We start from the raw sequence: 24,625 nt of genomic DNA on the forward strand, positions 1-24,625 counted from the left end.
TATCCTTTCTTATAATTAAAGCTACCACTAAACACAACAGGAGGAGCCCATGAGCACGGTACGTCATTTTTTGCTAAAGAAAAGCTTATTGATCCGGATTATTCTGTCTTATCTGTTCGTCGGCCTGCTGATCATTGCTGCGCTGACGATTGTGATTACCTCTAAAGTATCCGAAAGCTTGAAGAATGAATTAACGGTGTCAACGGACCGGTCTTTGGAGCAGTCCTACAATACGGCGAATATTCTATTAAGCTCGACCTACCAGCAATTTGCAAGCGCTTACGTTTCGGCAGACATTCAAGCCGGGTTCTACGCCAATGAATTTGATACAGGTATGATGGGGCGGATCGGGAACAAATTGACCGACCTGGCCAATACAAATCCGCTGGTGCATTCCGTCTACCTGGTCAACACCCAGCAAGAGATGGTGTTTTCTTCACTGACTACGGTGAGGTCTTTTGATGAATTCTATGATGTGCAAATTTTGAATCTGCTCAAGAATATGGAAGCCATGCGTGACAGCATCTTTATTCCCAGGAACACGTCGTTTGTCTCGGACACAAAGCCGTTTAGCGGCAATCTGATCTCCATAGCTTATATGAGCTTGAGAGACGGAAGCGCGGTGAACGGAGCCATGATTTTGAATCTGGATCAGCAGGTTCTGCAGACCATGATGATGAACGGCGCAGGAAATAAATCGTTCCAATCGATGATTTTGAACAAGCAGGGGGTCGTCATTTCCCATTCCGATCATTCGTTGATCAGCTCAAGTCTATCCGGTTCAAAAGCGATTCAACCGATTCTGCTATCGGAGTCCGCTCAAGGGGTCATCGAAACGGAGCTGGACGGAACAGCCCACCGCCTGTTTTATATCAAGTCCGACAGCTTGGGATGGGTATTCATCGGCGATGTGAATTACATGGCCCTTTTAAGCCAGGTAAATGAGATCAGGACCTACATCCTTTCAGTTACAGCGATTATATTAATTATCGTATTACTGAGCGGTTCTTTCTTCACCCGCATGATCTACAGCCCCATTCACAGACTGGTCAAAAATATCGCAGCGACACCTGCTTCCGGATCCACCGTTCGGCCGGCCAGCGAATTCGCTATACTCTCAGGCGCGTTCCACTACCTGGAACGGAAGGTACAGGATTTGCAGACCAGCATGGCTGGCTATCACAATACAGAGCGGAAAGATGCGCTTCGGCTGCTTATGACGGGAGGCTGGAGCAGCGAAGAAGATATGGTGAACAGGTTATCGCGGATCGGTATTCAGCTTGGGTCTGACGGTTTCCAGGTCTGCATACTGCGGCTGGATGGATTTAACGAGCTTGCGGAAGCCTACAGCCTGAACGATCTGTCACTCCTGAAATATGCAATTTCTAATATAGCGGGTGAATTAAGCGGGGCACATTTCCCAGCCTACAGTTTCGATGGGGAGGAAGACAGGGTCGTCATTCTTTTAGTGAAGCCCGAAGGATCAGACCCTTTGCTCCGGCTGCTTCTAACAGACATTCAAGATAATACAGAGCGTTTCCTCAAGCTCACCGTATCAGCCTCCATTGGGTCACATGCAGCCTGTCTGCGGGAAATTCCGCTGTCTTGGCAAAATGCTTACAATGCTTCAAGATACCGTATGGCGTTCGGCAGGCGCTGCCTCATCCCGGAGGATGTGGAAGAGAGCCGTAAACCCGTGCAGGGCAGCGTATCAGCTTCCATGGAAAAGCAGGTGTCGGACAGCATGAAGCTGGGGGATTCCGGGAAGACCGTCCATGCCCTGAAGGAGTATACTGCACTGCTCCGCAAAGCTCCTTTTGATGAAATGATCATTCTGCTTAACCAGCTTTTATTTACTGTTACACGAACGTCTAAAGCTATGGCAGCGGGAGACACGGGCGGACTTAGCACCGATATCGGAACCTTGGGCCAGCAATTGTACAGATGCGAGACGCTGGAACAGGCGGAGGATTGGTTTACAGGACTTGCAGAGACGGCCATCAGCATGCGAGACAGGCAATCTTCACAGAAAAACATAATGATCGCGGAGAAGGTAAGAGGGCACATTCACCAGTCCTATACAGATCCTAATCTATCGGTAGAAATGCTGGCAGGTGTGGCGGGGCTTTCCGTCAACTATTTGAGGAAGATATTTAAGGATATCGTCTGCGTTTCCCTGAACCAGTACATCAGTGATTACCGCTTCGAGAAAGCGAAGGAGCTTCTGCTGACGACGGATTTGCCGGCTAACCGTATAGGCGAGATGGTGGGGATCGACAACACGAAGTACTTCTACATCTCCTTTAAGAAATACAGCGGGAAAACACCGGATCATTTCCGGAAAAGCAGCGAAGAGAGCAGCGGATTCACCTAAAAAAGCAGCATTACAGTCCCCTTGTTCCAAAGAACAAAGGGGATTTTTATGCTCATTTCGCAGTTATTGAACGGATGATTACATTTTACACCCTGTCTTTCCTGTGGAATTATGCATTTTACACGATATTTGAGGTTTTACATGCAGGCAGACGGAGATACAGTGAACTCAAGCAACAGCAACGAATTTGAAGGAGGATTACAATGAGCAATACCGCAGTGAGCCTTCCCGAGCAACCTTACCCGAAGAAGAGGAAGCAGGGGAAAATCGGGGCATTCTTTTCTGAACTGGTGAAAAACAGATTTCTGTATCTGCTCGCTCTGCCCGCGATAATCTGGTTTTTTGTATTCGCCTACTTGCCTTTGGGAGGGATTGTGATCGCTTTCCAGGATTTTAGGGCAATGCAGGGCATTTTCGGCAGCGAATTCGTCGGACTGAAGAACTTTCAGTTTTTCTTCCAGTCGAGCGACTGGATTAAAATCGTGACAAACACGGTGTTCCTGAATGTACTGTTTATCTTCTTTAATACACTGGCGGCCATTATTATCGCTATTATGGTCACAGAGATGAGCGGTAAATGGTTCAAGAAAATCACCCAATCCGTCATGATCTTCCCTCACTTCCTGTCCTGGACCGTTGTCGCCATGTTCGTAATGGCTTTTGTCTCGACAGACGGAGGTTTTATTAACCAAATCCTGGCCATGTTCGGAATCGCTCCCGTCCAATTTCTGTCATCGCCGGGTTATTGGCCATTGATACTTGTACTGCTCAAGATCTGGCACGGCGCAGGCTTCGGATCAATTGTCTACATGGCCACCATCTCAGGCATTAATCCGGATATCTATGAATCGGCCTCTATAGACGGCGCGAGCAGAATCCAGAAAATCCGCTATATTACGCTGCCACTGCTGAAGCCTACGGTGATCCTGCTTACGATTCTCGCTGTCGGCGGCATCTTTAACGGAGACTTCGGCATGATCTATGCGATTATCGGCCGTAACCCGATGCTGTATCCGACGACGGATGTGATCGACACGTATCTTTTCCGGGCCATGATGGACCTTGGTGATATGAGCATGTCAGCAGCCATCGGCTTCATGCAATCGCTGGTAGGCTTCATCCTCGTTCTGACAGTTAACTACATCGCCAAAAAAGTTGCACCTGAGTCAGCTATTTTCTAATAAGGAAGTGAAACAGAATCATGATTAAGGAAAGCTTGCCGGATCGTCTGCTAAAAGGCTTCTTCTACCTCTCTATCGGATTGTTCTCGCTGTACTGCCTGATACCGTTCTGGTCTGTCGTAGCCAGCTCGTTCACCTCGGAAGCGTCTATTGTCAAAAATGGATACATGTTCTGGCCTTCGGACTTCAGCCTGGATGCCTACAAAATGATTTTTAAGGACAATACCATTTACCGGGCGTACGGCATTACAACCTTCGTGACCGTAGTAGGCACGATCTTGTCCATGATTTTCACAAGCGCCATGGCGTATACCCTATCGGTCAAATCCGTGAAATACCGCAATCATCTGGCTTTTTATATTTACTTTACGATGCTGTTCCATGGGGGGCTGGTCGCTTCTTATCTCTTGATCTCAAAGTATCTGGATATGAAGGACACAATATGGGTTCTCATTATTCCCGGTATGATCAGCGCATGGAATATGTTCCTGCTCCGCAACTTCTTCGCCTCTATTGACGATTCAATCGCGGAATCCGCCAAAATCGACGGGGCTAACGATGTCTATATTCTGTTCCGGATTATTCTGCCTATTTCGCTTCCGGCTATGGCGACCATCGGCCTGTTCTACGCTTTGGGCTACTGGAACAAATGGTTTGATGCTGTTCTCTACATTAACGATAAAGATTTGTTTCCGCTCCAGTATCTGATTCAGCGCATTATGAACAATCTGGATTACATTAACCAGATCTCGGCGGATATCAGTATACCGAACTTCATCCCGCCGGCGATGACTGTCCGTCTGGCCACAACAGTCGTGACTATCGGTCCTATCGTGTTCCTGTATCCGTTTCTGCAGAAGTATTTCGTAAAAGGTCTTATGGTAGGTGCCGTGAAGGGCTAATTCCGCTTCCGGGCGGTTTAGTATATGTCTTAAAAATGGGGTAGAAGAAAAGGGGATGAATAAGTAATATGAAAATGAAACCTGTGGCAACTGCAATACTGTCCGTTACACTGGCCGCTTCCTTGGCCGCATGCAGCAGCAGCACGAATGAACCGGAGCAGTCCGCCCAAGACGGCAATTCCGGCTCGGCAGCACAGCCGCCTAAAGCAGTTACGCTCAAAGGCATGCTCTTTGGTGATGAGCCTAAAGATCTGCCGCTTGTACTCGAAGAGTTCGAGAAGCAAACTAAAGACACCCTGAATACGAAGCTGGATATTCAATGGAATCCGGTCTCCGATCATAAGCAGAAGGTAAAGCTCATGATGACGGCGGGAGAAGAGGTTGATTTTGTATTCGACGCGGAGTTTCAGAATTTGCGGGAGCTGATTCCGCAAGGCGCGTATGCGCAATTGGACAAATACTTCAACAACGATGAATATCCGGGACTCAAGGCCGCATTTTCGCCTGAATTCATCGAGATGAACAAACGGTATGACGATCATTTGTACACAATTCCTTTCACACAATACTTCTATGATATTCCGGTTGTGTACATCCGTAAGGACCTTCGTGAGAAGCTGGGCTTCAGTGAACCGATTACCAGCTACGAGGAGCTTCAGCAGTTCTACGAGAAGCTGCTTGAATCAGAGAAGAGCATCACTCCACTGGCTGTTAAGGGTAACGGAGGTTTCCAGGAGATTTTTGCACCGGACCGGAAAGAACTGGATACTGTCCGTCCTTTGAACTTGGGAGGACTTGTCTATTATGTCCATTTAACCGATGATCTGAAGCAGGTGCAGAATGTAGTGGCCTTTGGTGATGCGGAATCCGAATGGGCGAAGCTGCCGGCTCCTTTCAACACGATGAAATCGGCATTCCCGCAGTATGACAAATGGGCGGAGTGGAGCAAGTATCTGGAGAAGGATGTTCTCAGCCAGAAGGACCAGAAGGCCTACTTCATGTCTGGTAAAGCAGCTTCTTTCTATGGAACGATCTCATCCTATGCAGCCGACAAGAAAATGCTGCAGGAAACCCTTGCCGGCGCAGATCTGGAGTTCTTTGTCTTTAAAGAGCATATCCGCAACATGGAGCCGCAGGCGATTGCGACCAACTACAAATCCAACAATTCGGTCGCGATTCCGGTGTCCTCCAAAAATATTGACCGGACTATGAAGTTCTTCGACTGGATGTTCCAAAGCCGCGAGAACCACGATCTGTTCGAATATGGAATTCAGGGCAAGCATTGGGAGCCGGTTGGCGAGAATCAGTTGAAGCTGCTCGATGAGTCGGATAACTACACATTCCCAGGCTATGAATTCACCTGGAATCCGAATATGATCCGCACACCTGAGGATCTGGATGAAACAGCCAAGAAATATCTCGAGTATTCTGCTAATGCGGATACGTATTACGCACCTGTACTTGCCAAGTTTGCCTTCGATACCTCCAGTGTAAAAGGTGAATTCGCTAATGTTCAATCCAAAGCAGACCCATTCATCCAGACGCTGAAAGCCGGTCAAATCAAGGATTGGGAAGCAGAATTCGTCCTAATAAACAAGGATCTGAAAGGTCTGGGACTGGATAAAATCCGTGAAGAGATCAAATCGCAGGTTCAGGCATACCTGGATGCAGGCGGCCAATAAGTAACTGAGATGAACCGGCCGGCGAAGAAATGCGCTGACCGGTTCTTTCTTTTCACAAGGGAGCTCAATCAGGCCAAACTTCTTAAAAATGTGCATGTAATCCTATAAAAGTCGCATACCAATGCCGGAGCTTGTGCCATAAAATGAAGACAAATCAGAATATCAATAACAGAAAGTGGGAGTTAAGGGATGCTACAAGAACAAGACCGCAGTTGGATAGACTCCATCATCGGGAAAATCACAGTCAAAATGGATACAGTCAGCGAGAAATCGCGCCATAAAATTCCCTATACAGCATTCGAAGGAAATCATGACGACAAAGCGTCACATAATGCAAGCGGTTTCGATGCAGACGGAATCTGCTGGTGGACCAACGGCTTCTGGGGCGGCATGCTGTGGCTGATGTACCACGAAACCGGAAATGAGAAGTACAAAGAGATTGCTACTATTTCCGAAGAGTACCTCGACCGGTGCTTTCAAGATTTCTACGGGCTGCATCATGACGTAGGATTCATGTGGCTGCCTACCAGCGTAGCTAATTATAAGGTGACCAAGAATCCGGAATCACGTAAAAGAGCACTGCATGCCGCCAACCTGTTGGCGGGACGCTTCAACCTGGCGGGCGGATTCATCCGCGCATGGAATGACTTGGAGGATGGCGATACCCGAGGCTGGGCGATTATCGACTGTATGTTCAATATTCCGCTTCTATACTGGGCGACAGAGGAAACCGGTGATCCGCGGTTTAAGCAAATCGCGATGCGGCATGCGGATACAGTCATGTCCACGTTCGTCCGTCCGGACGGTTCCGTGCATCACATCGTGGAGTTCGACCCGTTTAACGGCGGTGTTGTGCACACCTATGGCGGGCAAGGTTATGCAGACGGCTCCTCGTGGACAAGAGGGCAGACATGGGCGCTGTACGGTTTCATGATGAGTTATATTCATACAGGCAAAGAGGAGTATCTACAGACAGCAAAGATGATCGCACATTACTTCATTGCTAATATTCCTGAAGACGGAGTCATTCCACTAGATTTCCGGCAGCCTGCTGAACCGAAGCTGGAAGACGACACAGCAGCTGCAATTGCCGCCTGCGGTCTAATTGAAATTGCCAAGGCTGTAGGTGACTTGGAGCGTGAGCTGTATCTGAACGCGGCGCTCAAGCTGCTCCGGGCGCTGGATGAGAGATCTGACTGGTCAGAGGCAAGCGACTGCATCCTCCAAAAAGGTTCGGAGTCTTATCACAAGCCACGCAATAAGCATCATCACCCGATCATTTACGGAGATTTCTATTTCATGGAAGCGGTGTTCAAGCTGAAGGGAAATGACTTGTATCTGTGGTAGGGAATGGAAAGCGAGGATATCATTCAATGAGCAATAAAATTATTAATCCGGTATTGAGAGGCTTTAATCCCGATCCTTCTATTGTAAGAGTAGAGGACGACTATTATATTGCAACTTCCACTTTTGAGTGGTTCCCGGGCGTGCAGATTCATCATTCCAGGGATTTGATTCATTGGCAGTTACTCACGCATCCGCTTAACACCGTGGCTCAACTGGATCTCAGAGGAGTCGGCGCTTCCCAGGGAATCTGGGCACCCTGCCTGACCTATGATAACAGTATCTATTATCTGGTATACACAGTCGTCAATTCATTCTATGTCAAAATGTACGATACGCCCAACTACCTCGTAACCGCAACAGATATTCGCGGAGAATGGTCGGAGCCCGTGTATTTGAACAGCTACGGGTTCGATCCCTCCTTGTTTCACGACGATGACGGCCGCAAATACATCGTCAGTATGGTGACAGATCACCGGGTAAACAAGCGGTACAGAGGCCATCTGGTGATCCAGGAGTATTCCGTGGACGAACAGGTGATGATCGGGGAACCCGTTACGATTTATGCCAGCAACGACACTTATCTGGAAGGGCCGCATATTTACAAGCGTAACGGCTATTATTATTTGTTCGCGGCGGATACAGGCACAGGTGAAGGGCATGGACAGAGCATTCTGAGATCCAGAAATCTATTAGGTCCATATGAAGCCTATAAAGGCAACTCGATGATGACCTCCAGAGACAACCCGGAGCTGCTGCTGCAGAAGGCAGGGCATGGCGATTTGGTCGAGACGCAGAACGGTGAGTGGTATATGGCGCACTTATGCGGCCGGGCACTTGAGAACCGTACAGAAAAAGGTGACCGTAAGTATACTCTAGGGCGTGAAACAGCGCTGCAGAAAATGGAGTGGACGGAGGACGGCTGGCTGAGACTTGCTAATGGCACCACATTGCCGGACATAGAGGTAGACGCACCTGATCTGCCGCTGCATCCTTTCCCGGTAAGGCCGGCGAGAGATGATTTTAATGGCGACAAGCTCGATATTCACTTCCAGTCGTTACGGATTCCGCTTGACCATACATTCTACTCCCTGACTGAGCGGGCCGGATTTCTGCGGCTTTACGGCAGAGAAGGCCTGGGTTCGAAATACCGGCAAAGCCTGGTCGCAAGAAGGTGGCAAGAACATGCTTTTACCGCCAGTACATGCCTGGAATTTGATCCGGCAAGCTACAAGCAGATGGCTGGACTTATCCTGCTCTATGACACACAGAATTATTACTACCTGCATGTGACGCATCACGAGGATTTGGGACGCTGCATCAGCATTGTATGTGCCGTCAACAACAACAACTCTGAACCCATCGGATATATTGCGCTGCCGGATGAGACGGAGCAAATTTGGCTGCGCGCAAAAGTTGATCATGATAAACTCCAGTTTGCTTACTCCGTAAACGGGGAAGACAGATTCATTACTATCGGCCCGGTACTGGACGCCAGTACGTTGTCTGATGAGGCTTGCCAGGAAGGCTGGTTCACCGGGTCATTCGTCGGTATCTGCTGCCAGGATTTAACCGGCTTCCGTAAGCCTGCCGACTTTGATTATTTTGAGTACTACAACAGGGACCCAAAGGGAGCAGTGGCGGACTATGCGTGATGAATTCGATGTGAAGCAGTACGGCGCGATGAGCGACGGCATTACGGTGGATACAATCGCAATCCAGAAAGCCATAGATGCTTGCCATAGTGCAGGCGGGGGTTATGTGGTGCTGGCCGGCGGCACGTTCGTCTCTGGCACGATTGTCTTGAAATCGAATGTATACTTACAGGTGAATCCTTCTGCGGTGCTGCTTGCGAGTCCGGATATTAACGACTTTGTGGACGGGACGCACTACAACCGATATACCAATGAGAAGGATATGGACAGATGTTTTATTTATGCCGAGGATGCCACGAACATAGGTATTATCGGTCAAGGCGAGATCAACGGCAACGCCGAGCAATTTCCGAACGAAGGCAGCATTTACCGGCCGATGATGATGCGCTTTTTACGCAGCAGCAACATTCACGTCAAAGGACTCAGACTCTATAACTCGACTGCGTGGACGACGGCTTTTCTGGACAGCGAGAATATATGGTGCGAGGATCTCGATATCCGCAACGACCAAAAATACAACGGCGACGGGCTGGATTATGACGGCTGCAGGAATGTGTTCATCTCAAACTGCAAAATCCTCGGGACTGATGATAACCTCTGTCTGCAGGCCAGCAGCAAGGAATACCCGATGAGAAATGTGCATATTTCAAACTGCCATTTCACCTCTATTTGTGCCGGCATCCGGATTGGTCTTAAATCCGTAGGCGACATTTCGAACGTCACCATTCATAACAGCACCTTTGAGAATGTGTGGCGCGAAGGCATCAAGATTGAATGTACCGAAGGCGGGAGCATCACCGACATCGTAGCCTCGGGACTTGTTATGCGAAATGTAACACGACCGATTTTTATTCTGCTGAACAACCGCTTGGATTTCATCGGTTCCTCTATAGGTCTTGAAGTCATGCCTGAGATCGGTATCATGGAGCGAATTATACTGTCCGATATTATCGCAACCGATGACGAAGAGATGTACAATACCCATTACCGGTTCACCGATGATATCATGGGCTCGCCTTCCTTCAACGGGATACGGGTCGATGCCTGCGAGAGTCACCCGATCCGCGATTTGACGCTGAAGAATATTATCTATACCTCTGCCGGCGGTGTGAGAAAAGAGGATATTCCTGCGGAATACCCGATGGTGTGGGACATGCGGTTTGATCATCCGGAACACGTATCGGAAAATTATTATCCGTCCTGGAGCCGGACGAGCTTCATGGATATCAGAAATGTTGAACGGCTCGTGGTGGATGGGGTAAGGTTCCATTCGCTGAGAGAGGATACAAGGGAATCTTACATTATAGACAATTGCAAAACTCTTAAAACGGATGTCTTGGAATATTAATTTGTGCGGTGTTGTGCAGTTCAACAAGGTTAAGGTATGATTGAAAAGAGTGTATAGAACAAGACCGCTCTTACTGAAGGCGGTCTTGTTTACGTAGCTTTACGCGTCTTACAACACCGGAAAATCCGGTAACTGTGAAATTATGTGCCATTGATTTAGAATTTTGAGAGGACAGTGTATATGTTCAACACGGAATGGCTGAGAAGTTAAAATTACTGGGTGACAAGACCAGACTCACAATTATGGGACTGTTAAAGGATAGAGAATAGTGTGTTTGTGATTTAGTGGATATACTAAATATGTCTCAACCCAGTGTGAGCCAACATTTAAGAAAATTAAAGGTACAAGGACTGGTTAAAGAAACAAAATGCGCACAATGGGTATATTACGCTTTAGATATCGAAGAGGATTCCTATATTCAGACCATATTGAATGCACTACCAGATACGGAATCACAATTATTTTTATTGAAGGGCAAATATACACCATGTGATTGTAAGTGAAAAAGTAAGGTTATGCATTATATTCGCACCTGTTTATATAAGCACATGCTTATATAATGATGAAAGAGGAGGACGAACGATGAGCTTTGATTTGGATGAGTTGGATGAAGTATCGCAGACCTTGAAGCTTTTAGGCGATAAAACCAGGCTGACGATGATGAAGCTTCTGGTGAAGCAAGAATACTGCGTATGTGAGCTCGTTGAAATTTCCAAGACGAGTCAGCCATCCGTAAGCTAGCATTTGCGGAAACTAAAAGATGCAGGCCTAGTAAAAGAAAACAGGAAAGGCCAATGGATTTATTACTCGGCTAATCCAAACAGTATGCAGCATGAATTGATTCAGAATCTGATTGCCTTCGTTCCTTCACAAGATCATGAATTAGAAGAACTTGATAAAAAAGGCTTAAGGATTCATGTGATTAATTGGAGGTAGGCGGATTGGCTTCGGTGCTATTAGCAAGTTTCATATTTGTAGTTACCTTCACTGGCCTTTGTTGCAATCATCCTAATCTCGTTGATCCTCGATAAAATTGGATTCTTCGAATGGGCTGCCCTACATATGGCCAGAGCTGCCAGCGGGAATGGAACCCGGATGTTTATCTATATCACCATTCTTGGTGCGATAGTTGCCGCGTTCTTCGCTAACGACGGAGCTGCGCTCATTTTAACACCGATTGTGCTGGCTATGGTTCGTGCGCTGAATTTTGATGAGAAGAAGGTCTTTCCATTCATCATTGCCAGCGGGTTCATTGCCGATACTACATCATTGCCGCTGGTTGTAAGCAATCTGGTGAATATCGTATCGGCTGACTTTTTCGGGCTTACCTTTATGGAATATGCCGGTCGGATGTTAATGCCTACCTTCTTTTCCTTAGGGGCAAGTATTCTCGTGCTCTATCTCTTCTTCCGTAAAAGTATTCCAAGAAACTTTGATAGCTCCCAGCTGAAAAAACCTGAGATTGATGCACTGGCCATTGATGCTACGCATACCTCGGGACTGATTAAGAAAGCTTTGATTTATGCGAATGTCATCGGTTCTGACTTAGGACCGAAGATTACACCGATCGGTTCAATGGCTACCTTGCTGTGGCTGCATGTGCTTTCCACCAAAGGTGTGAAAATATCCTGGGGAACGTATTTTAAAACAGGCATTATTTTGACGATCCCTACGCTGTTTATCACACTGCTTGGCCTATATATAACACTGACCCTATTTTAAACTCAAAGGAGATTACGACTCATGGATAAGAAAAACATTTACTTTTTGTGCACAGGAAACTCCTGCCGGAGCCAGATGGCCGAAGGCTGGGCCAAGAAATACTTGAGCGATGAATGGAATGTATACAGTGCCGGCATAGAAGCTCACGGTCTGAATCCGAAAGCCGTTCAGGCGATGAGCGAGGCAGGAATTGATATCTCAGGTCAAACTTCGGATATTATTGATCCGCAGCTGCTTAATAACGCTGACCTCGTGATTACATTGTGTGGAGATGCAGCAGATAAATGCCCAATTACTCCGCCTAAAGTGAAACGTGAACATTGGGGATTTGATGATCCGGCGAAAGCGCAAGGAACAGATGAAGAAAAATGGGCTGTCTTCCAGCGGGTTCGTGATCAAGTGGGCGGGCGCATCAAACAATTTGCTGAAACTGGACAATAACAAGTGGAAACGGCTGCGCCGGTGTATCTCTATTAACGAACAATAAAATTCCCTTAACTGGAAGCCATTCTTTAGATTGTGTTATTCTGTCTAATAGTGAACTCAATTTAGAGAGCGGGATGTTACTTGAAAAGAAACGTATTATATATCGAAGATAATGAGAAAATAGGCAGTTGGGTAAAAGAAGAATTGGAACAGCGAGGATTTTCAGTTCAGTGGCTGCTTTCTGGTGATGGAGCCGAAAAAGAAGTAAATCAGTATGAAATCGTTATTTTGGATATCATGTTACCCGGTTTAGACGGATTTACTGTGGGAAAACGATTAAAAAGGGCAGCTCCTGCTGTTCCTATTTTGCTGTTAACTGCTCGAACATCGATAGATGATAAGGTAGAAGGTTTACAATTTGCTGATGACTATTTAACGAAACCATTCCATACGGATGAATTAGTTGCAAGATTAGAAGTATTAATCCGTCGAAGCGGCGGGACACATTCTGAACGCATTTCATTAGGAAATTATATTGAAGTAGATCCAGAAGCCCAAATGGTAATTGACACACGTACCGGAGAAGAAATTATATTGACAGGGAAACAACATCAAATTTTAATGTACTTCCTACGCCACCCTAGTCAAGTTTTACCAAAAGAACAAATTTATGAAGCCATTTGGGAAGAAACCTATATAACTGGTGATAAAACATTAATGGTGCATATCCATCGATTGCGTCAAAAGCTGGAACGTCATCCAGATTCCCCGGAGATTATTGAAACGCTGAAGGGAATAGGCTATCGGGTGAAGCTATGAAGCAGACTAGATCATTATTTGGCCGTTTTCTAAAAGTGCATTTTCTGTTTATCTTTTTTCCTCCAATTGTGTTTTTTTTCTTCTCTGCGTTTTTTGAGTTTTCGGGTATCAATGAAGAAGATCTGAATACGTTAAATCTATTTTACGTTACACTGCTTTTGTTTAGTTTTATTATGATTGCATTTGTTGTAATATCTTGGCTGTTCTTCTTGAGGCTTCGTAAACGTCTCACCCGCTTACAGGAAGTCATGTCATTTTCAGCTAATCATAATTCATTTCCTAAACCCATATCTGTTCAAAGTGATCGTATGGATGAAATAGACCAGTTAGGAAGTTCTTTTAATTGGATGATTCAGCAGCTTGAAGACAGTCGCAAGCGAGCATATGAAGAGGAATTGTTACGACATCGACTCATTGCGAATTTATCTCACGACTTACGAACGCCACTAACCATTTTGAGAGGACATGTCACCAGATTAAATAAAGAATCATTAAGTTCAGAAGGGCAAAACTCATTAACAGAGATGAACCATACGATTACAAGAGTCGGAGATCTAATGGATGATTTACTTTCCTATACATTGCTTACATCAGGGAAACATCCTTTTGGGCCCACTTCAACAGATATTGGACGTTTAGTAAGAGCATCTGTTGCTGCGTGGTATCCTGTATTTGAAGAACAAGAAATTCAGATCGATGTTGATTTACCGACAGAGAAGACTTTTTATTGGGAAGCAGATCCTAAATGGATGACACGGATTCTGGATAATTTATTTCAGAATATTCTTCGCCACGCAGCAGAGGGGAAATATGTAAACATTGTAGTTGATGTAGAAAAAGAACAGATCATTGTTGCAGACAGAGGTCCGGGGATGGATAACTCTTCCAATGAGCGTGGGGCGGGGATAGGTTTATCGACTTCAAATTATATGTTGAATAAAATGAAGCTGAAAGCTGACTTTACATCAAATGAAAACGGCACAAGAGTAGCTATTGGTAGAGCTTAACCTAAAGTTAACCCAGAAGTAAACAGCAGGATAACCGAGATGTAACTTTGCTTCTTTATAATTAGAACCATAACAGAAAGGAAGTGTTATGGTTGCTTACTATTAATAACTTAGTCAAACATCGCGGAACTGGGGAAATCTTATCAGGTATCAGTTTTAAAGCAAGACCTGGTAGAGTAACTGGTTTTTTAGGTCCAAATGGGGCAGGTAAAAGTTCTACACTTCGCATCCTGCTTGGATTAGATCGTGCCACCTCAGGGAGTGCACTAATCAATGGAAAGCCATTCGCAGAATTACATAATCCTCTAGCAACAGTAGGTGCCGCACTTGATGGATTTGGAGCTCATCGTATGCGAACAGGACGGGCACACTTGCGTTGGATTGCCCGTGCCGCAGGATTGTCTAACTCACGTGTCGAGGAAGTTCTGGAAATAGTAGGTCTTACTAATGCAGCCGGGAAAAGAGTTGGGAAGTATTCTCTTGGTATGGGGAGAAGACTTGGAATAGCAGCTGCGCTACTTGGTGATCCCGAAATATTGGTTTTAGATGAACCCGTAAACGGGCTAGACCCGGAAGGAATTCGGTGGATTCGGACATTTCTGCGTGAACGTGCTGAGTCTGGAAACACGGTGTTACTATCCAGTCATCTAATGGGAGAGCTTGCAGAGACGGTTGATGATGTGGTGATTATTAAGCATGGAACAATCGTTGCAGATGGAACATTGGAAGTAGTAATAGGTAACCATTCCACGCTGGAGAAGGCCTTTTTTGCCCTGACATCTGAACATGCAGGTGATGGTGTATGAGAGCATTCCACGCGGAGCTATCTAAATTGTTCTCCCTGCCGGGCATTTGGCTTGCCTTCCTTATTGGAGTATTTGCCCCAGCAGTCATTGCTGCCTTGGACAGTATAGCACAAAAGGAAGAGATTATAGCTGGAGTTAGCACACGGCTATCGGAAGTTGGCTATATCGGATTAGCTCTTGGTGTACAAGGTGTCATTATTCTTGGTGTGCTTGCTGTTAGCAGTGAGTATTTAACAGAGAGCAGTGAATCTGGTGGAGGACAACAGATTACAACAAGTTTAACTGTTGTTTCATCCCGGCTTCATTTTTTGCTGGCAAAAGCAGGTGCGGTGACAGTGATCAGCATCCTGCTTTGTATGGTTGCTATTATAACAACTGTGTCAGCAACGCATCTTATTCTTGGTGAATATACCCCTGCATTGGAATGGTCTAGACTTATCGGTGCAGTGTGTTACTGGACATTCACTGCTCTTTTAGCACTTGGGATTACTGTTCTAACTAAGAATAGCATCATCCCGCTTGCTGTGCTCATGATAAATTCATCCGTTGTATCATTTAGTGTCCTGCTTTATAGGGTTACAAAGTTGGCGTTTTACTTACCAGATAGGGCTGGCTTTGAAATGTTTATGTTTACGAGCGACAGATATCACACCCCGCTTACAGGCAGTTTATTCGATAGATATCACACCCCGTTCACAGGGGGGTTAGTCATGTTTACCTGGGTAGCCGTTATTTTCATTGTTGCAGCTATTGTATTTCATAGGAGGGACGTTGCAGCATGAGTGTCTCATCTAGTAGAAAGATAACACCAATCCTTGGTGCTGAACTGGATAAATTAGTTACATTACCATGGATATGGATCACTCTTATGGGGACATTCATGCTTAATTTAGTTTTAGCCGCAGCTTATACTTCTGTTGGTCTACAAGGGGCAGCAGGAACGCAAAATATACTGAATATAGGACTTGCTTCTATGGGGTATCTTCAAGCAGGGTTCATTATTCTTGGTATCTTAGCTACTTGTTCGGAGTATACGGGTGGACAGATTCGAACTACTTTAACTGTGATACCTTGGCGCGGGTTTCAATTATCCGCGAAGCACTTGGCAATGGCCATTATAACCATTCCTGCGGCGTTTATTATTACTGCATCAGGTGTACTATATACTTTTATCATGATGAAAGACACAGCAGTAGTGATTGAAATAGACGCAATAATAGAATCATTAGCAGGTGCAACAGGCTATCTAACATTAACCACACTTCTCAGTGCAGCTATAGGTGGTTTACTAAGACGGACCACTCCTGCTTTAGTGATACTACTGGGTTATTATTTCATTGTCAGTCCATTGACGAGAGATTTTCTACCTAGTATTAGAATTTATTTTCCGGATACGGCAGGACATTATATGTATATGCCGCCTTCCTCTGATGAAATAAATGGCCTTACACCAGTGCAAGGGACATGTATATTAATGTTATGGACACTGATCTTTATTACAGTAGCTATTGTATTTTACCGTAAACGAGATGCCTAAGTTTAGGTTTCGTTATTTTGTCATAATAAGGTAATTAATTCACCCCAGTAACTTCCATCGATGAATCCCACGGGATGTTCTTGAGAAAATCTCTATACGTATCGTCAACGAATTGAAAACGTAAACCAGTATTGTATGACATTACTTCCAACCACCAGCAACGATTGAGTGGGAATAGCTTAGGAACAAAAATACTCTCTTTTATCTGCTTGTATAGCAAATAAAAGAGAGTATTTATTATATTGGATAAGTAAAGTAGTACTCGAAGTATTTAATTTGTAATTCCAAAGCTAGTATTAGTTATATATTTCGGTTCATTGCTATGCAGGACATGAGAAGGGTTTCACAGGTTTGGCTGTCATGATAACGTTCTTTCTGTGCCTGTTCATACTCCGTTCATATTGCCGTCACGAAGGGGACATCTTGGTTGATTACACTTTGAATATGTCGCTAGCGCGGCTCTACAGATATAAGGACAGGAGAAGATGAACGTGACAGGAACGGTGGAAATCAAGGAAGGGAACAGAATCCGCAAAAAGCAGAAACTATGGTTGAAAATAATAGGAGGTCTTCTCGGAGCGCTTGTGCTGTTCATGGGCATCTTGTTTATCGTTAATGTGATCAGTAACGGGGTCGAGAAAAAGAAAATCGAACCGTACGGCCAGTATGTCAATGTGGATGGTAAAAAAATGAATGTGTTTATTCAAGGCAGCGGCGAACAGACAATCGTCCTTCTTCCTGGACAAGGAACTCCTTCGCCAGTGCTTGATTTCAAATTGCTGATCGATGAATTGTCTCCAGAATACAAAGTCGTAGCGATTGAGCCGTTCGGATACGGGTTGAGCGACGAAACTGAGAAGGCAAGAACAACAGAGAATATCGTCAGTGAAGTTCACGAAGCTGTGCAGCAGTTGGGTATTGACCGTTACGTTCTTATGGGACATTCCATCACTGGACTATACGGAGTGTCCTACGTGAACAGCTACCCGGATGAGGTTCTTGCTTTTGTCGGCATCGACAGCAGTGTTCCGAATCAGCCCGGCATGGATGTCAAATTGCCTCTGAAATCCATGCAGTTTCTGCAAAAATCAGGTCTGATGAGATTGCTCCAAAAGGTGAGCGAAGATCCATATGAGTCACTTGCCTTCGATGAGTATACTAAAGAACAAATGCGTCTCATTTCGAATCAAGTCGCGACCAATCCAACAATGATGGATGAGCTCAGACATCTCGGTACCAATTTCAAAAATGGAGAACAACTTACCTACCCTAACGATTTGCCGGTGCTTCTCTTCGTCCAGTCGAATAACGAGAACAATGAGCAGTGGGTTCCGCTGCATGAGGCACAAGTCAAACAATCGGCACAGGGAAAAATGATCCCGATGGAAGGCTCACATTACCTGCATCATACGAAATTCAAAGAAATCGCCGGGGCATTCAAAGCATACATGAAGCAAACACAACCATTCAGATAATAAGAGGAGCGAGAGAGTTTGACACAACCAGCAGTAGAGGAAGTAAGGAAGCGTTCAATAGTAAAAAGAGTGCTGCATATTTCATTAAAAGTAATCGCCGCAGTGGTTATAGCTATTCTACTTTTTATCGCCATCGTGTTTACCGTAAAGAAAATCAGCAGTCATTCAGAACAAAAAAGAATGGAACAATATGGTCAGCTTGTGTCTGTAGATGGTAAGCATATGAATGTTTTCATCCAAGGCAAAGGCGAAGAAACCGTAGTGCTTCTTCCCGGTTATGGAACAGCGGCGCCTGCACTTGATTTTAAGCCACTCCTATCAGAGTTAAGCCCTTATTATAAAGTCGTCGTGATCGAACCTTTTGGTTACGGATTGAGCGATCAATCCCGGAAGGAGCGTAGTTCAGCTAACATTGTAAGTGAAATTCATGAAGCGTTACAAAGTCTCCGGATCGATCGTTACATCCTTATTGCTCACTCCATTTCCGGGCTCTATAGTCTGGATTATGTGAACCAATATCCAAATGAAGTGAAAGCCTTTATCGGGCTGGACAGCAGTGTTCCGTCACTAAGCGAACAGAAAATTGATTCGTCTGATATAGAACCGCTTAAATGGTTCCGCAACCTGGGCTTCGCCCGGTTACAATTGAAACTGAGTGCTGACCCTTATGAAGGACTGCCCTATGATGAAGCGGCTAAAGAACAATTGGACATCTTGATACGCAAAAACATGTATAATACAACTCAATTAAATGAGGCAGTGAGCATGTATTCCAACTTTAAAGCAGCAGAAAAGCTTACTTTTCCTGCCAATTTACCTGTCCTTTTCTTTGTTCAGGCGAATCACCCTGCGACGGACCGATGGATTCCGGAACATGAGAAGCAGATCCAGAACTCTGTGCATGGAGAAATGGTCTTATTGGACGCGGGACATTATCTGTATCGTTCCCATCCAAAAGAAATCTCTGAAAAAATAAGGGATTTTACGGGAGGAATAAACTCAACAGATTAACAGTCTGGTACCATCATAAATCGCGCGCTGCGCGATTTTTTTTGCGTTGCAGTTACTCTCTTTTACGAACAAATGGAGGCGAAAAATGATCTTTTCTGAAAAATGTGCATTGGATTGAAATGAACTGTAAGTTAGCGTAAGGGGATGGGAGGCTTATTAAGCAATGCATCCATTTCATCCTATTGGTAGACAACCGGAGAAAATGCCTGCATTGGTCTGGCAGTCACAACATTTGAACCTGACTGAACTTAATATTCCGGTAATTATACGTGCTACGGATGTCAAAGTGAAAATCGAAATGACAGGAATCTGCGGAACGGATCTGGCAGTCATATTGGTGAGATGGTCGGGATTGCGAACACAAACACTGGGAATGCGGCCTCACCAGAAGCTAGTGCTAATTCGGGTAAGTCAGCTAAGCTGGACCCCGTTACCTTAAAAATGATGCTGTTCGGAGATAAACCGGTTGATTTAGACAAGGTGCTTGCAGAATTCGAAACAAGAACAAAAGATACCTTGAATACGAAGCTGAATATTGAGTTTAACTCGGCCGATGACCACAAGCAGAAGCTGAAGCTGAAAATGTCGGCGGGTGAAGAAGTGGATACTGTGTTTGATGCCAGCTGGATGAATCTATACCAGAATGTCAGCCAGGGTTTATACCAGCCGCTTGATGAATATTTTAATAATGATGCTTACCCTGGACTGAAAGCAGCTTTCTCTGAGGACTTTCTGAATTCCAATAAGATCGACGGTCACATTTATGCCGTTCCGTTCACCCAATACTACTATGATATTGAAGCAGTACTGATCCGCAAGGATCTGCGCGAGAAATACGGTCTGCAGCCGGTTCCAAGCTACGATGACCTCGAAGCTTACCTGAAAAAAGTACAGGAAAATGACCCCAAGATGATCCCTCTGGCACTGAAGGGCGACCACGGTTTCTTCAAACTCTTTGCGGGTGAGGATAAGCTTCCCTTGATCCGCGGCGGGGCAATTCCGGGAGTTGGAGATAACGGAGTAAACGGAGCCGGGGGCAATTGGATTGTAGGACTGTCCGAAGACGGAAAGACCCTGAACAATGTAGTCACCTACGGCGATGATGAAGCAGAATTTGCGAGCCTGGGCAGCACTGCACCGTATAACACTTCAGCCATTGATCGACAATCTCTTCAAGACGGGCTACTTTTAATTTCTCCGCATCAGACAGCTGATCGAAAGAGGAACCGGACCGGAGCTTTCCCCAGCCATGTAAAACATCAGCATCGAATTGCGGAATATTCACTTTGTACAGATCCAAATGAACAACCTCATCTGCTGGATTTGCTTCACGGTACGCTTCAATAAATTCTTTTCCTACCGCGAGGCTAAACGACTCCTGAGGATCAAGAGGATGTGCGGTGATATACAGTACAGTTGCCATGAACTAAAACTTCCTTTCTCTAATCAGAGTAATTACAATTTCATTGGTTATCATATTATATTTACTTTCTTTTGTTAAGTAGGCACAATAATGTGGTATAGTATGAAAAAAGGTACTGTAAGGAGGCATATGTGTGCAAAAGAACCCAAACCAGTGTAAATTCGTTGTGGCGATGGATTCGATCGTCGGCAAATGGAAGCCGATTATTCTTTATCATTTGCTTCAAGGTAAACCTTTGCGGTTCAATGAATTAAGAAGATTGCTGCCCGATATCACGCAAAGGATGCTTACGCTCCATCTGCGCGAATTGGAGGAGGAAGAGATCGTTAAACGGGTCATTTATCCGCAAATCCCGCCGAAAGTGGAATACTCCATCTCGGAATATGGCAAAAGCCTGTCTCCGGTTTTGGAAATCTTACATCAATGGGGCGCGGCTCATATCGAGCGAAAGAAGCTTGGCGAAGCGAAAAAATAACAAATAGAACCGGACTAGCGTTTCGCATGATGCCAGTCCGGCCGTACCCGGCTTTTAGGTCTCATTCGCCGCGCCCTTGCCGGCAAGGACGTGCGCAGCGGATAAGACCGCAGCCGGATGAAATTACCTTTGAAAATAAGGGTTATATAGAACGCAATTAATAAGGTACTAAATTCACTCCAATCGCCAAATTGGGTAATAAAGTTAACTCTCCACAAGGCGGCGATGAAGATGAACAACGAAGAAATCGAGTATTTGAATACAGCAATGAAAGAGGTATCAGACAAACGACTCTACGAAAGGGTTCTGGCGGTCCGACTTCGTCTGGAAGGCCATACACTGGAAGAGATCGGTAATATACTCGGACGTGCACGTCAAACTATCAGCCTCTATTGGCATGCCTACCAGGAACAGGGACTGTCCGGCCTTTCAGATGGATCACTCTCCTGGACAACCGACAAAACTCACGGAGGAGCAGCGTCGTCAGTTAGCCGTGATGCTGGAGCAGCATCAACCGGCCGATGTAGGTTTTGAAGCTCGGTATATGATGGCTGGTATCGGACAACTCCGGCGCCAACAGGTGGAATTTAATATTCTGACAGTGATCCACGAGGGACACGAGGGAAATGTGGGAAGAGCGAAGGAACGTTCTTGTCCACCGACATGACACTTGAAAAGTTGACAGGACATCACCTAATTCTTACTCACAAACATATGTACAAAATACGGGTTTTGTGCATATGACTAAGAAAAACCTCTTAACGCCGCAAGTTTATTTGTCCTGTTGTTGTTCAGCGACATTGTGTCACTCTCCCTGTAAGGACTAATATTGGTGTCATTTTCCTCTTAAGGGGTAATCTTTGTGTCATTTTCTTCATTTAACTTTGTATTATCTTGTCCATATTGTTAACTGCATTTCTCATTTCTTGATCAGATAAATGTGTATAGATCATTGTAGTTTGTATTGATGAATGTCCTAACTGATTTCTTAATCTAGGTACATCATTGTTTTCAAGGTGATATCTTGTTGCAAAAGAATGTCGCAGCGAATGAACGGTTAAAGCTGGTTTGCCAAATGCATTAGCATATTTTTCAACCAACTTTTCAATAGCTCTCGGTGTTAACCGTCTACTGGTTCCCTTTCGACCAACAGGAGCAGCTAAAAAGAGATAATTAGATGATTTTTCTGGTGCATACCTAGATTCCCTTATTTTTCTGTAACTCTCCAGATCCAATAGAGCTTGTTGACTAAAATATACGTATTGTTCTTTGTCACCTTTTCGTAGCACATGCACCTGGCCTTTGTTCATATCTAAATCGTAAATGTTTATACCCGCTACTTCTGATAAACGAAGGCCGGAACCTAAAATTAATGATACAATAGCCGTGTCTCTTTCGCGATTAAATTCATGGAAACGGTAAATCCTACGGTTCTCTTTATTAATTTCACCAAAGTCATGAGCAATAAACTGACGAAACTACTCGATATTTTCCCTTTCGTTTTGATATTACGAGTCCTGCATCTTCCAATGCAGCAAGATGTTTAGCTATCGCTTGTCGCGAAATGGAAAGGTCGTGCTTCATAATGAGACGTACCGTAAGTTCATACAACGTCAGCTCGTTGCGTTCGGATAGTTCGTCTAATATAAGACGCCGAGTCGAGTCGCCAAGTGCTTTGAATATAGCGTCTTTGTCCCAATTCATATATCGAGTATAAGCAACTGTAGCCTCATTGATTCGTGATACATTTTGAGTTTGTCGTCCATCGTCCATGCTCTGATTACTTCTGGTCTGCCGAACGCCACCATACCAATGTACTAATCAAACCAATGCAGCCGATCAGTAAAAGAATGACATAACTTATCCCGTCCAAGGGGAATACAACCGAATCGCTCATTTTAAGATGCAGAGCCGGTATAGACCAGGGTAAATAAGCTCCAAAACTAGTGGGGCCCACAGTCAAAGCAACCATCAACGTCGTAAAGGCAAATGCGATCGGTACTAAATAGCCGCGCGATATACTCGCCAAAAAAGCAATAGGGGCACAAGATAATAAATGAAAGACCGCGAGAAGCATAAACAGAATAAAATAATGCTGTGCAATCGCTGCTGAGAATCCAGGAATCCCGACGATAAGCCCGAGTACTATAGCAAAGCCAAAACTGATTAGGGTTATAATCAAGCACCAGAGGACAACTGACATATATTTCGCCATAACGATCTTGCTTCGTGATACGGGTAGCGCCAGTAAATCCTTAAAGGTACGATCCGCATACTCGCGGCCAAACACCCAGCTCATCACTACACCAAAAGCCATTATTCCAAATACAGAGGCAAACAAGAAAGTGACCTCTCCTAAATAAGATGTCCAATCAGGTTCCACGGAACGCAATGACGTAACGAACATGATGAAAAGAAGGGTTGCCCATAACACATAGGAGCGGCGCAATTTATAACTTTCAACACTAAAAGCTGCCAAGAACGATTTCATTGCCCTTGTCCTCCATTCGCCCCGACTATTTTCAAAAAATAGGATTCCAAATCCTCTTCCTCCACTTTCAATAAGGAAAGCGGAATGTCTTCTCTTATGAGAAGCCTTGCAATGACTTCCGGGTGACGAACGGCTCGCTCATCCGCCACCACGAGCAGCCCCTTGTCGGATAATTGAACTTGATATCCTTCTTTCACCAGTCTGGACATTGCGGCAGCTCCTTTATCGCAGGCATCCATATACAATCGCTTCTGGCGAATACGGTCAAACTCCTGCGCCGTAATTTCCTGAAGGAGAACGCCCTGATGGATAATGCCAATTCGTGAAGCCAGTTTCGATATTTCCTCCAAAATATGGCTTGAAATAAACACCGTAACCCCGTGCTCAGAAGCGAGTCTTTTCAGTAATCCCCGGATTTCAACGATCCCGACCGGATCAAGCGCATTGGTGGGTTCATCCAGGATGAGAATATCGGGGTTATGAATAAGTGCTTTCGCCAAACCCAACTTCTGTGCATTACCCAATGACAAATCTTTAGCTTTTGTCTTCGCATACGAAGTTAAGTTTATCTTGTCCATCACTTCGTCAATCGCCCTTTGATCCGAGATGCCTCGCAATCGTGCAAATAGCTTCAAGTTGTCCCTAACGGAGAAACTTGGATAAGCATAGGGCATTTCGACCATGTAGCCCACACGCTTCCATAAATCTTGTCCTCCCTCAGCTAGACGTTTACCGTATAGATAAACATCTCCGGAAGTTGGCCTAATCATGCCCAAAAGAGTGCGAATAGTGGTTGTTTTGCCCGCCCCGTTCAATCCCAGAAAACCATATATTTCTCCCTTGTTTACCGATAACGACACATTATCAACGATGGTTTTATCCCCGTATCGTTTTGTCAGATTCACGGTTCGAATCATTTCCTTCATGGTTAATTGCTCCTTATCCTT

20 protein-coding genes and 6 pseudogenes are annotated in these 24,625 nt (G+C 45.1%); 21 read left to right on the forward strand and 5 right to left on the reverse strand.

Annotated features, from left to right (window positions below):
• The first annotated feature begins 49 nt into the window (after nt 1–49).
• The 19 genes and pseudogenes from B9T62_RS13195 to B9T62_RS13285 all read left to right on the forward strand — a co-directional run.
• Entirely contained in the window at nt 50–2,374 is a 2,325-nt protein-coding gene (locus tag B9T62_RS13195) for a helix-turn-helix domain-containing protein (protein WP_087915672.1), read from the forward strand.
• A 203-nt stretch (nt 2,375–2,577) separates the two neighbouring features.
• Entirely contained in the window at nt 2,578–3,555 is a 978-nt protein-coding gene (locus B9T62_RS13200) for an ABC transporter permease (protein ID WP_087915673.1), read from the forward strand.
• Nucleotides 3,556–3,575: 20 nt separating this feature from the next.
• On the forward strand, nt 3,576–4,457 hold the full coding sequence (locus B9T62_RS13205; protein WP_087915674.1) for a carbohydrate ABC transporter permease: 882 nt from the start codon (nt 3,576–3,578) through the stop codon (nt 4,455–4,457).
• Between the two features lie 68 nt (nt 4,458–4,525).
• Nucleotides 4,526–6,139: an ABC transporter substrate-binding protein gene (locus B9T62_RS13210; protein ID WP_087915675.1), complete on the forward strand. Its 1,614-nt coding sequence runs from the start codon at nt 4,526–4,528 to the stop codon at nt 6,137–6,139.
• Nucleotides 6,140–6,328: 189 nt separating this feature from the next.
• A complete protein-coding gene (locus B9T62_RS13215) occupies nt 6,329–7,486 on the forward strand; it encodes a glycoside hydrolase family 88 protein (RefSeq protein WP_087915676.1) in 1,158 nt (385 codons plus the stop codon).
• A gap of 26 nt (nt 7,487–7,512) precedes the next feature.
• Nucleotides 7,513–9,138, forward strand: coding sequence for a glycoside hydrolase family 43 protein (locus tag B9T62_RS13220; RefSeq protein WP_087915677.1), 1,626 nt, complete (start codon nt 7,513–7,515; stop codon nt 9,136–9,138).
• On the forward strand, nt 9,131–10,486 hold the full coding sequence (locus tag B9T62_RS13225) for a glycoside hydrolase family 28 protein (RefSeq protein ID WP_087915678.1): 1,356 nt from the start codon (nt 9,131–9,133) through the stop codon (nt 10,484–10,486). Before B9T62_RS13220 ends, B9T62_RS13225 begins: the two co-directional genes overlap by 8 nt.
• A gap of 194 nt (nt 10,487–10,680) precedes the next feature.
• Nucleotides 10,681–10,989, forward strand: a pseudogene (locus B9T62_RS13230) (ArsR/SmtB family transcription factor).
• A 79-nt stretch (nt 10,990–11,068) separates the two neighbouring features.
• A pseudogene (locus B9T62_RS13235) lies at nt 11,069–11,422 on the forward strand (ArsR/SmtB family transcription factor).
• Between the two features lie 48 nt (nt 11,423–11,470).
• A pseudogene (locus B9T62_RS13240) lies at nt 11,471–12,208 on the forward strand (ArsB/NhaD family transporter); the annotation flags it as partial.
• A gap of 21 nt (nt 12,209–12,229) precedes the next feature.
• On the forward strand, nt 12,230–12,649 hold the full coding sequence (gene arsC / locus B9T62_RS13245; RefSeq protein ID WP_087915680.1) for an arsenate reductase (thioredoxin): 420 nt from the start codon (nt 12,230–12,232) through the stop codon (nt 12,647–12,649).
• A 126-nt stretch (nt 12,650–12,775) separates the two neighbouring features.
• Nucleotides 12,776–13,453, forward strand: a complete 678-nt coding sequence (locus tag B9T62_RS13250; protein ID WP_087915681.1) for a response regulator transcription factor — start codon at nt 12,776–12,778, stop codon at nt 13,451–13,453.
• Entirely contained in the window at nt 13,450–14,460 is a 1,011-nt protein-coding gene (locus B9T62_RS13255; RefSeq protein WP_087915682.1) for a sensor histidine kinase, read from the forward strand. The genes B9T62_RS13250 and B9T62_RS13255 overlap by 4 nt, the downstream gene beginning before the upstream one ends.
• Nucleotides 14,461–14,552: 92 nt before the next feature.
• Nucleotides 14,553–15,266 carry an ABC transporter ATP-binding protein gene (locus tag B9T62_RS13260; RefSeq protein ID WP_087915683.1) on the forward strand — a complete coding sequence of 238 codons (714 nt, stop codon included), beginning with the start codon at nt 14,553–14,555 and terminating at the stop codon, nt 15,264–15,266.
• Nucleotides 15,263–16,048, forward strand: a complete 786-nt coding sequence (locus tag B9T62_RS13265) for an ABC transporter permease (RefSeq protein ID WP_087915684.1) — start codon at nt 15,263–15,265, stop codon at nt 16,046–16,048. The genes B9T62_RS13260 and B9T62_RS13265 overlap by 4 nt, the downstream gene beginning before the upstream one ends.
• Nucleotides 16,045–16,803, forward strand: a complete 759-nt coding sequence (locus B9T62_RS13270) for an ABC transporter permease (RefSeq protein ID WP_087915685.1) — start codon at nt 16,045–16,047, stop codon at nt 16,801–16,803. The genes B9T62_RS13265 and B9T62_RS13270 overlap by 4 nt, the downstream gene beginning before the upstream one ends.
• A 485-nt stretch (nt 16,804–17,288) precedes the next feature.
• A complete protein-coding gene (locus tag B9T62_RS13275) occupies nt 17,289–18,278 on the forward strand; it encodes an alpha/beta hydrolase (RefSeq protein WP_087915686.1) in 990 nt (329 codons plus the stop codon).
• Nucleotides 18,279–18,296: 18 nt separating this feature from the next.
• Nucleotides 18,297–19,289 carry an alpha/beta fold hydrolase gene (locus B9T62_RS13280; protein ID WP_087915687.1) on the forward strand — a complete coding sequence of 331 codons (993 nt, stop codon included), beginning with the start codon at nt 18,297–18,299 and terminating at the stop codon, nt 19,287–19,289.
• A gap of 444 nt (nt 19,290–19,733) precedes the next feature.
• Nucleotides 19,734–20,219: pseudogene (locus B9T62_RS13285) on the forward strand (ABC transporter substrate-binding protein); the annotation flags it as partial.
• Between the two features lie 220 nt (nt 20,220–20,439).
• Here the strand turns inward: B9T62_RS13285 and B9T62_RS13290 are convergent.
• Nucleotides 20,440–20,712 (reverse strand): annotated as a pseudogene (locus B9T62_RS13290) (NAD(P)H-dependent oxidoreductase); the annotation flags it as partial.
• A 133-nt stretch (nt 20,713–20,845) separates the two neighbouring features.
• Here B9T62_RS13290 and B9T62_RS13295 point away from each other — a divergent pair.
• Nucleotides 20,846–21,187, forward strand: a complete 342-nt coding sequence (locus B9T62_RS13295; protein WP_087915688.1) for a winged helix-turn-helix transcriptional regulator — start codon at nt 20,846–20,848, stop codon at nt 21,185–21,187.
• 231 nt (nt 21,188–21,418) lie between these two features.
• A complete protein-coding gene (locus tag B9T62_RS13300; RefSeq protein ID WP_157685594.1) occupies nt 21,419–21,721 on the forward strand; it encodes a helix-turn-helix domain-containing protein in 303 nt (100 codons plus the stop codon).
• A 344-nt stretch (nt 21,722–22,065) separates the two neighbouring features.
• On the opposite strand, the pseudogene B9T62_RS13305 reads toward B9T62_RS13300, so the two are convergent.
• The 4 genes and pseudogenes from B9T62_RS13305 to B9T62_RS13320 all read right to left on the reverse strand — a co-directional run.
• A pseudogene (locus B9T62_RS13305) lies at nt 22,066–22,665 on the reverse strand (tyrosine-type recombinase/integrase); the annotation flags it as partial.
• Complete coding sequence (locus tag B9T62_RS13310; protein ID WP_087920263.1) at nt 22,643–22,891, reverse strand: ArsR/SmtB family transcription factor; 249 nt, start codon at nt 22,889–22,891, stop codon at nt 22,643–22,645. The gene B9T62_RS13310 and the pseudogene B9T62_RS13305, both read right to left, overlap by 23 nt.
• A 76-nt stretch (nt 22,892–22,967) precedes the next feature.
• A complete protein-coding gene (locus tag B9T62_RS13315) occupies nt 22,968–23,678 on the reverse strand; it encodes an ABC transporter permease (protein WP_087915691.1) in 711 nt (236 codons plus the stop codon).
• Nucleotides 23,675–24,604 carry an ABC transporter ATP-binding protein gene (locus tag B9T62_RS13320; RefSeq protein ID WP_087915692.1) on the reverse strand — a complete coding sequence of 310 codons (930 nt, stop codon included), beginning with the start codon at nt 24,602–24,604 and terminating at the stop codon, nt 23,675–23,677. Before B9T62_RS13320 ends, B9T62_RS13315 begins: the two co-directional genes overlap by 4 nt.
• Nucleotides 24,605–24,625 lie beyond the last annotated feature (21 nt).

The sequence above is a fragment of the Paenibacillus donghaensis genome (assembly GCF_002192415.1).
Lineage (GTDB): Bacteria > Bacillota > Bacilli > Paenibacillales > Paenibacillaceae > Paenibacillus_AQ > Paenibacillus_AQ donghaensis.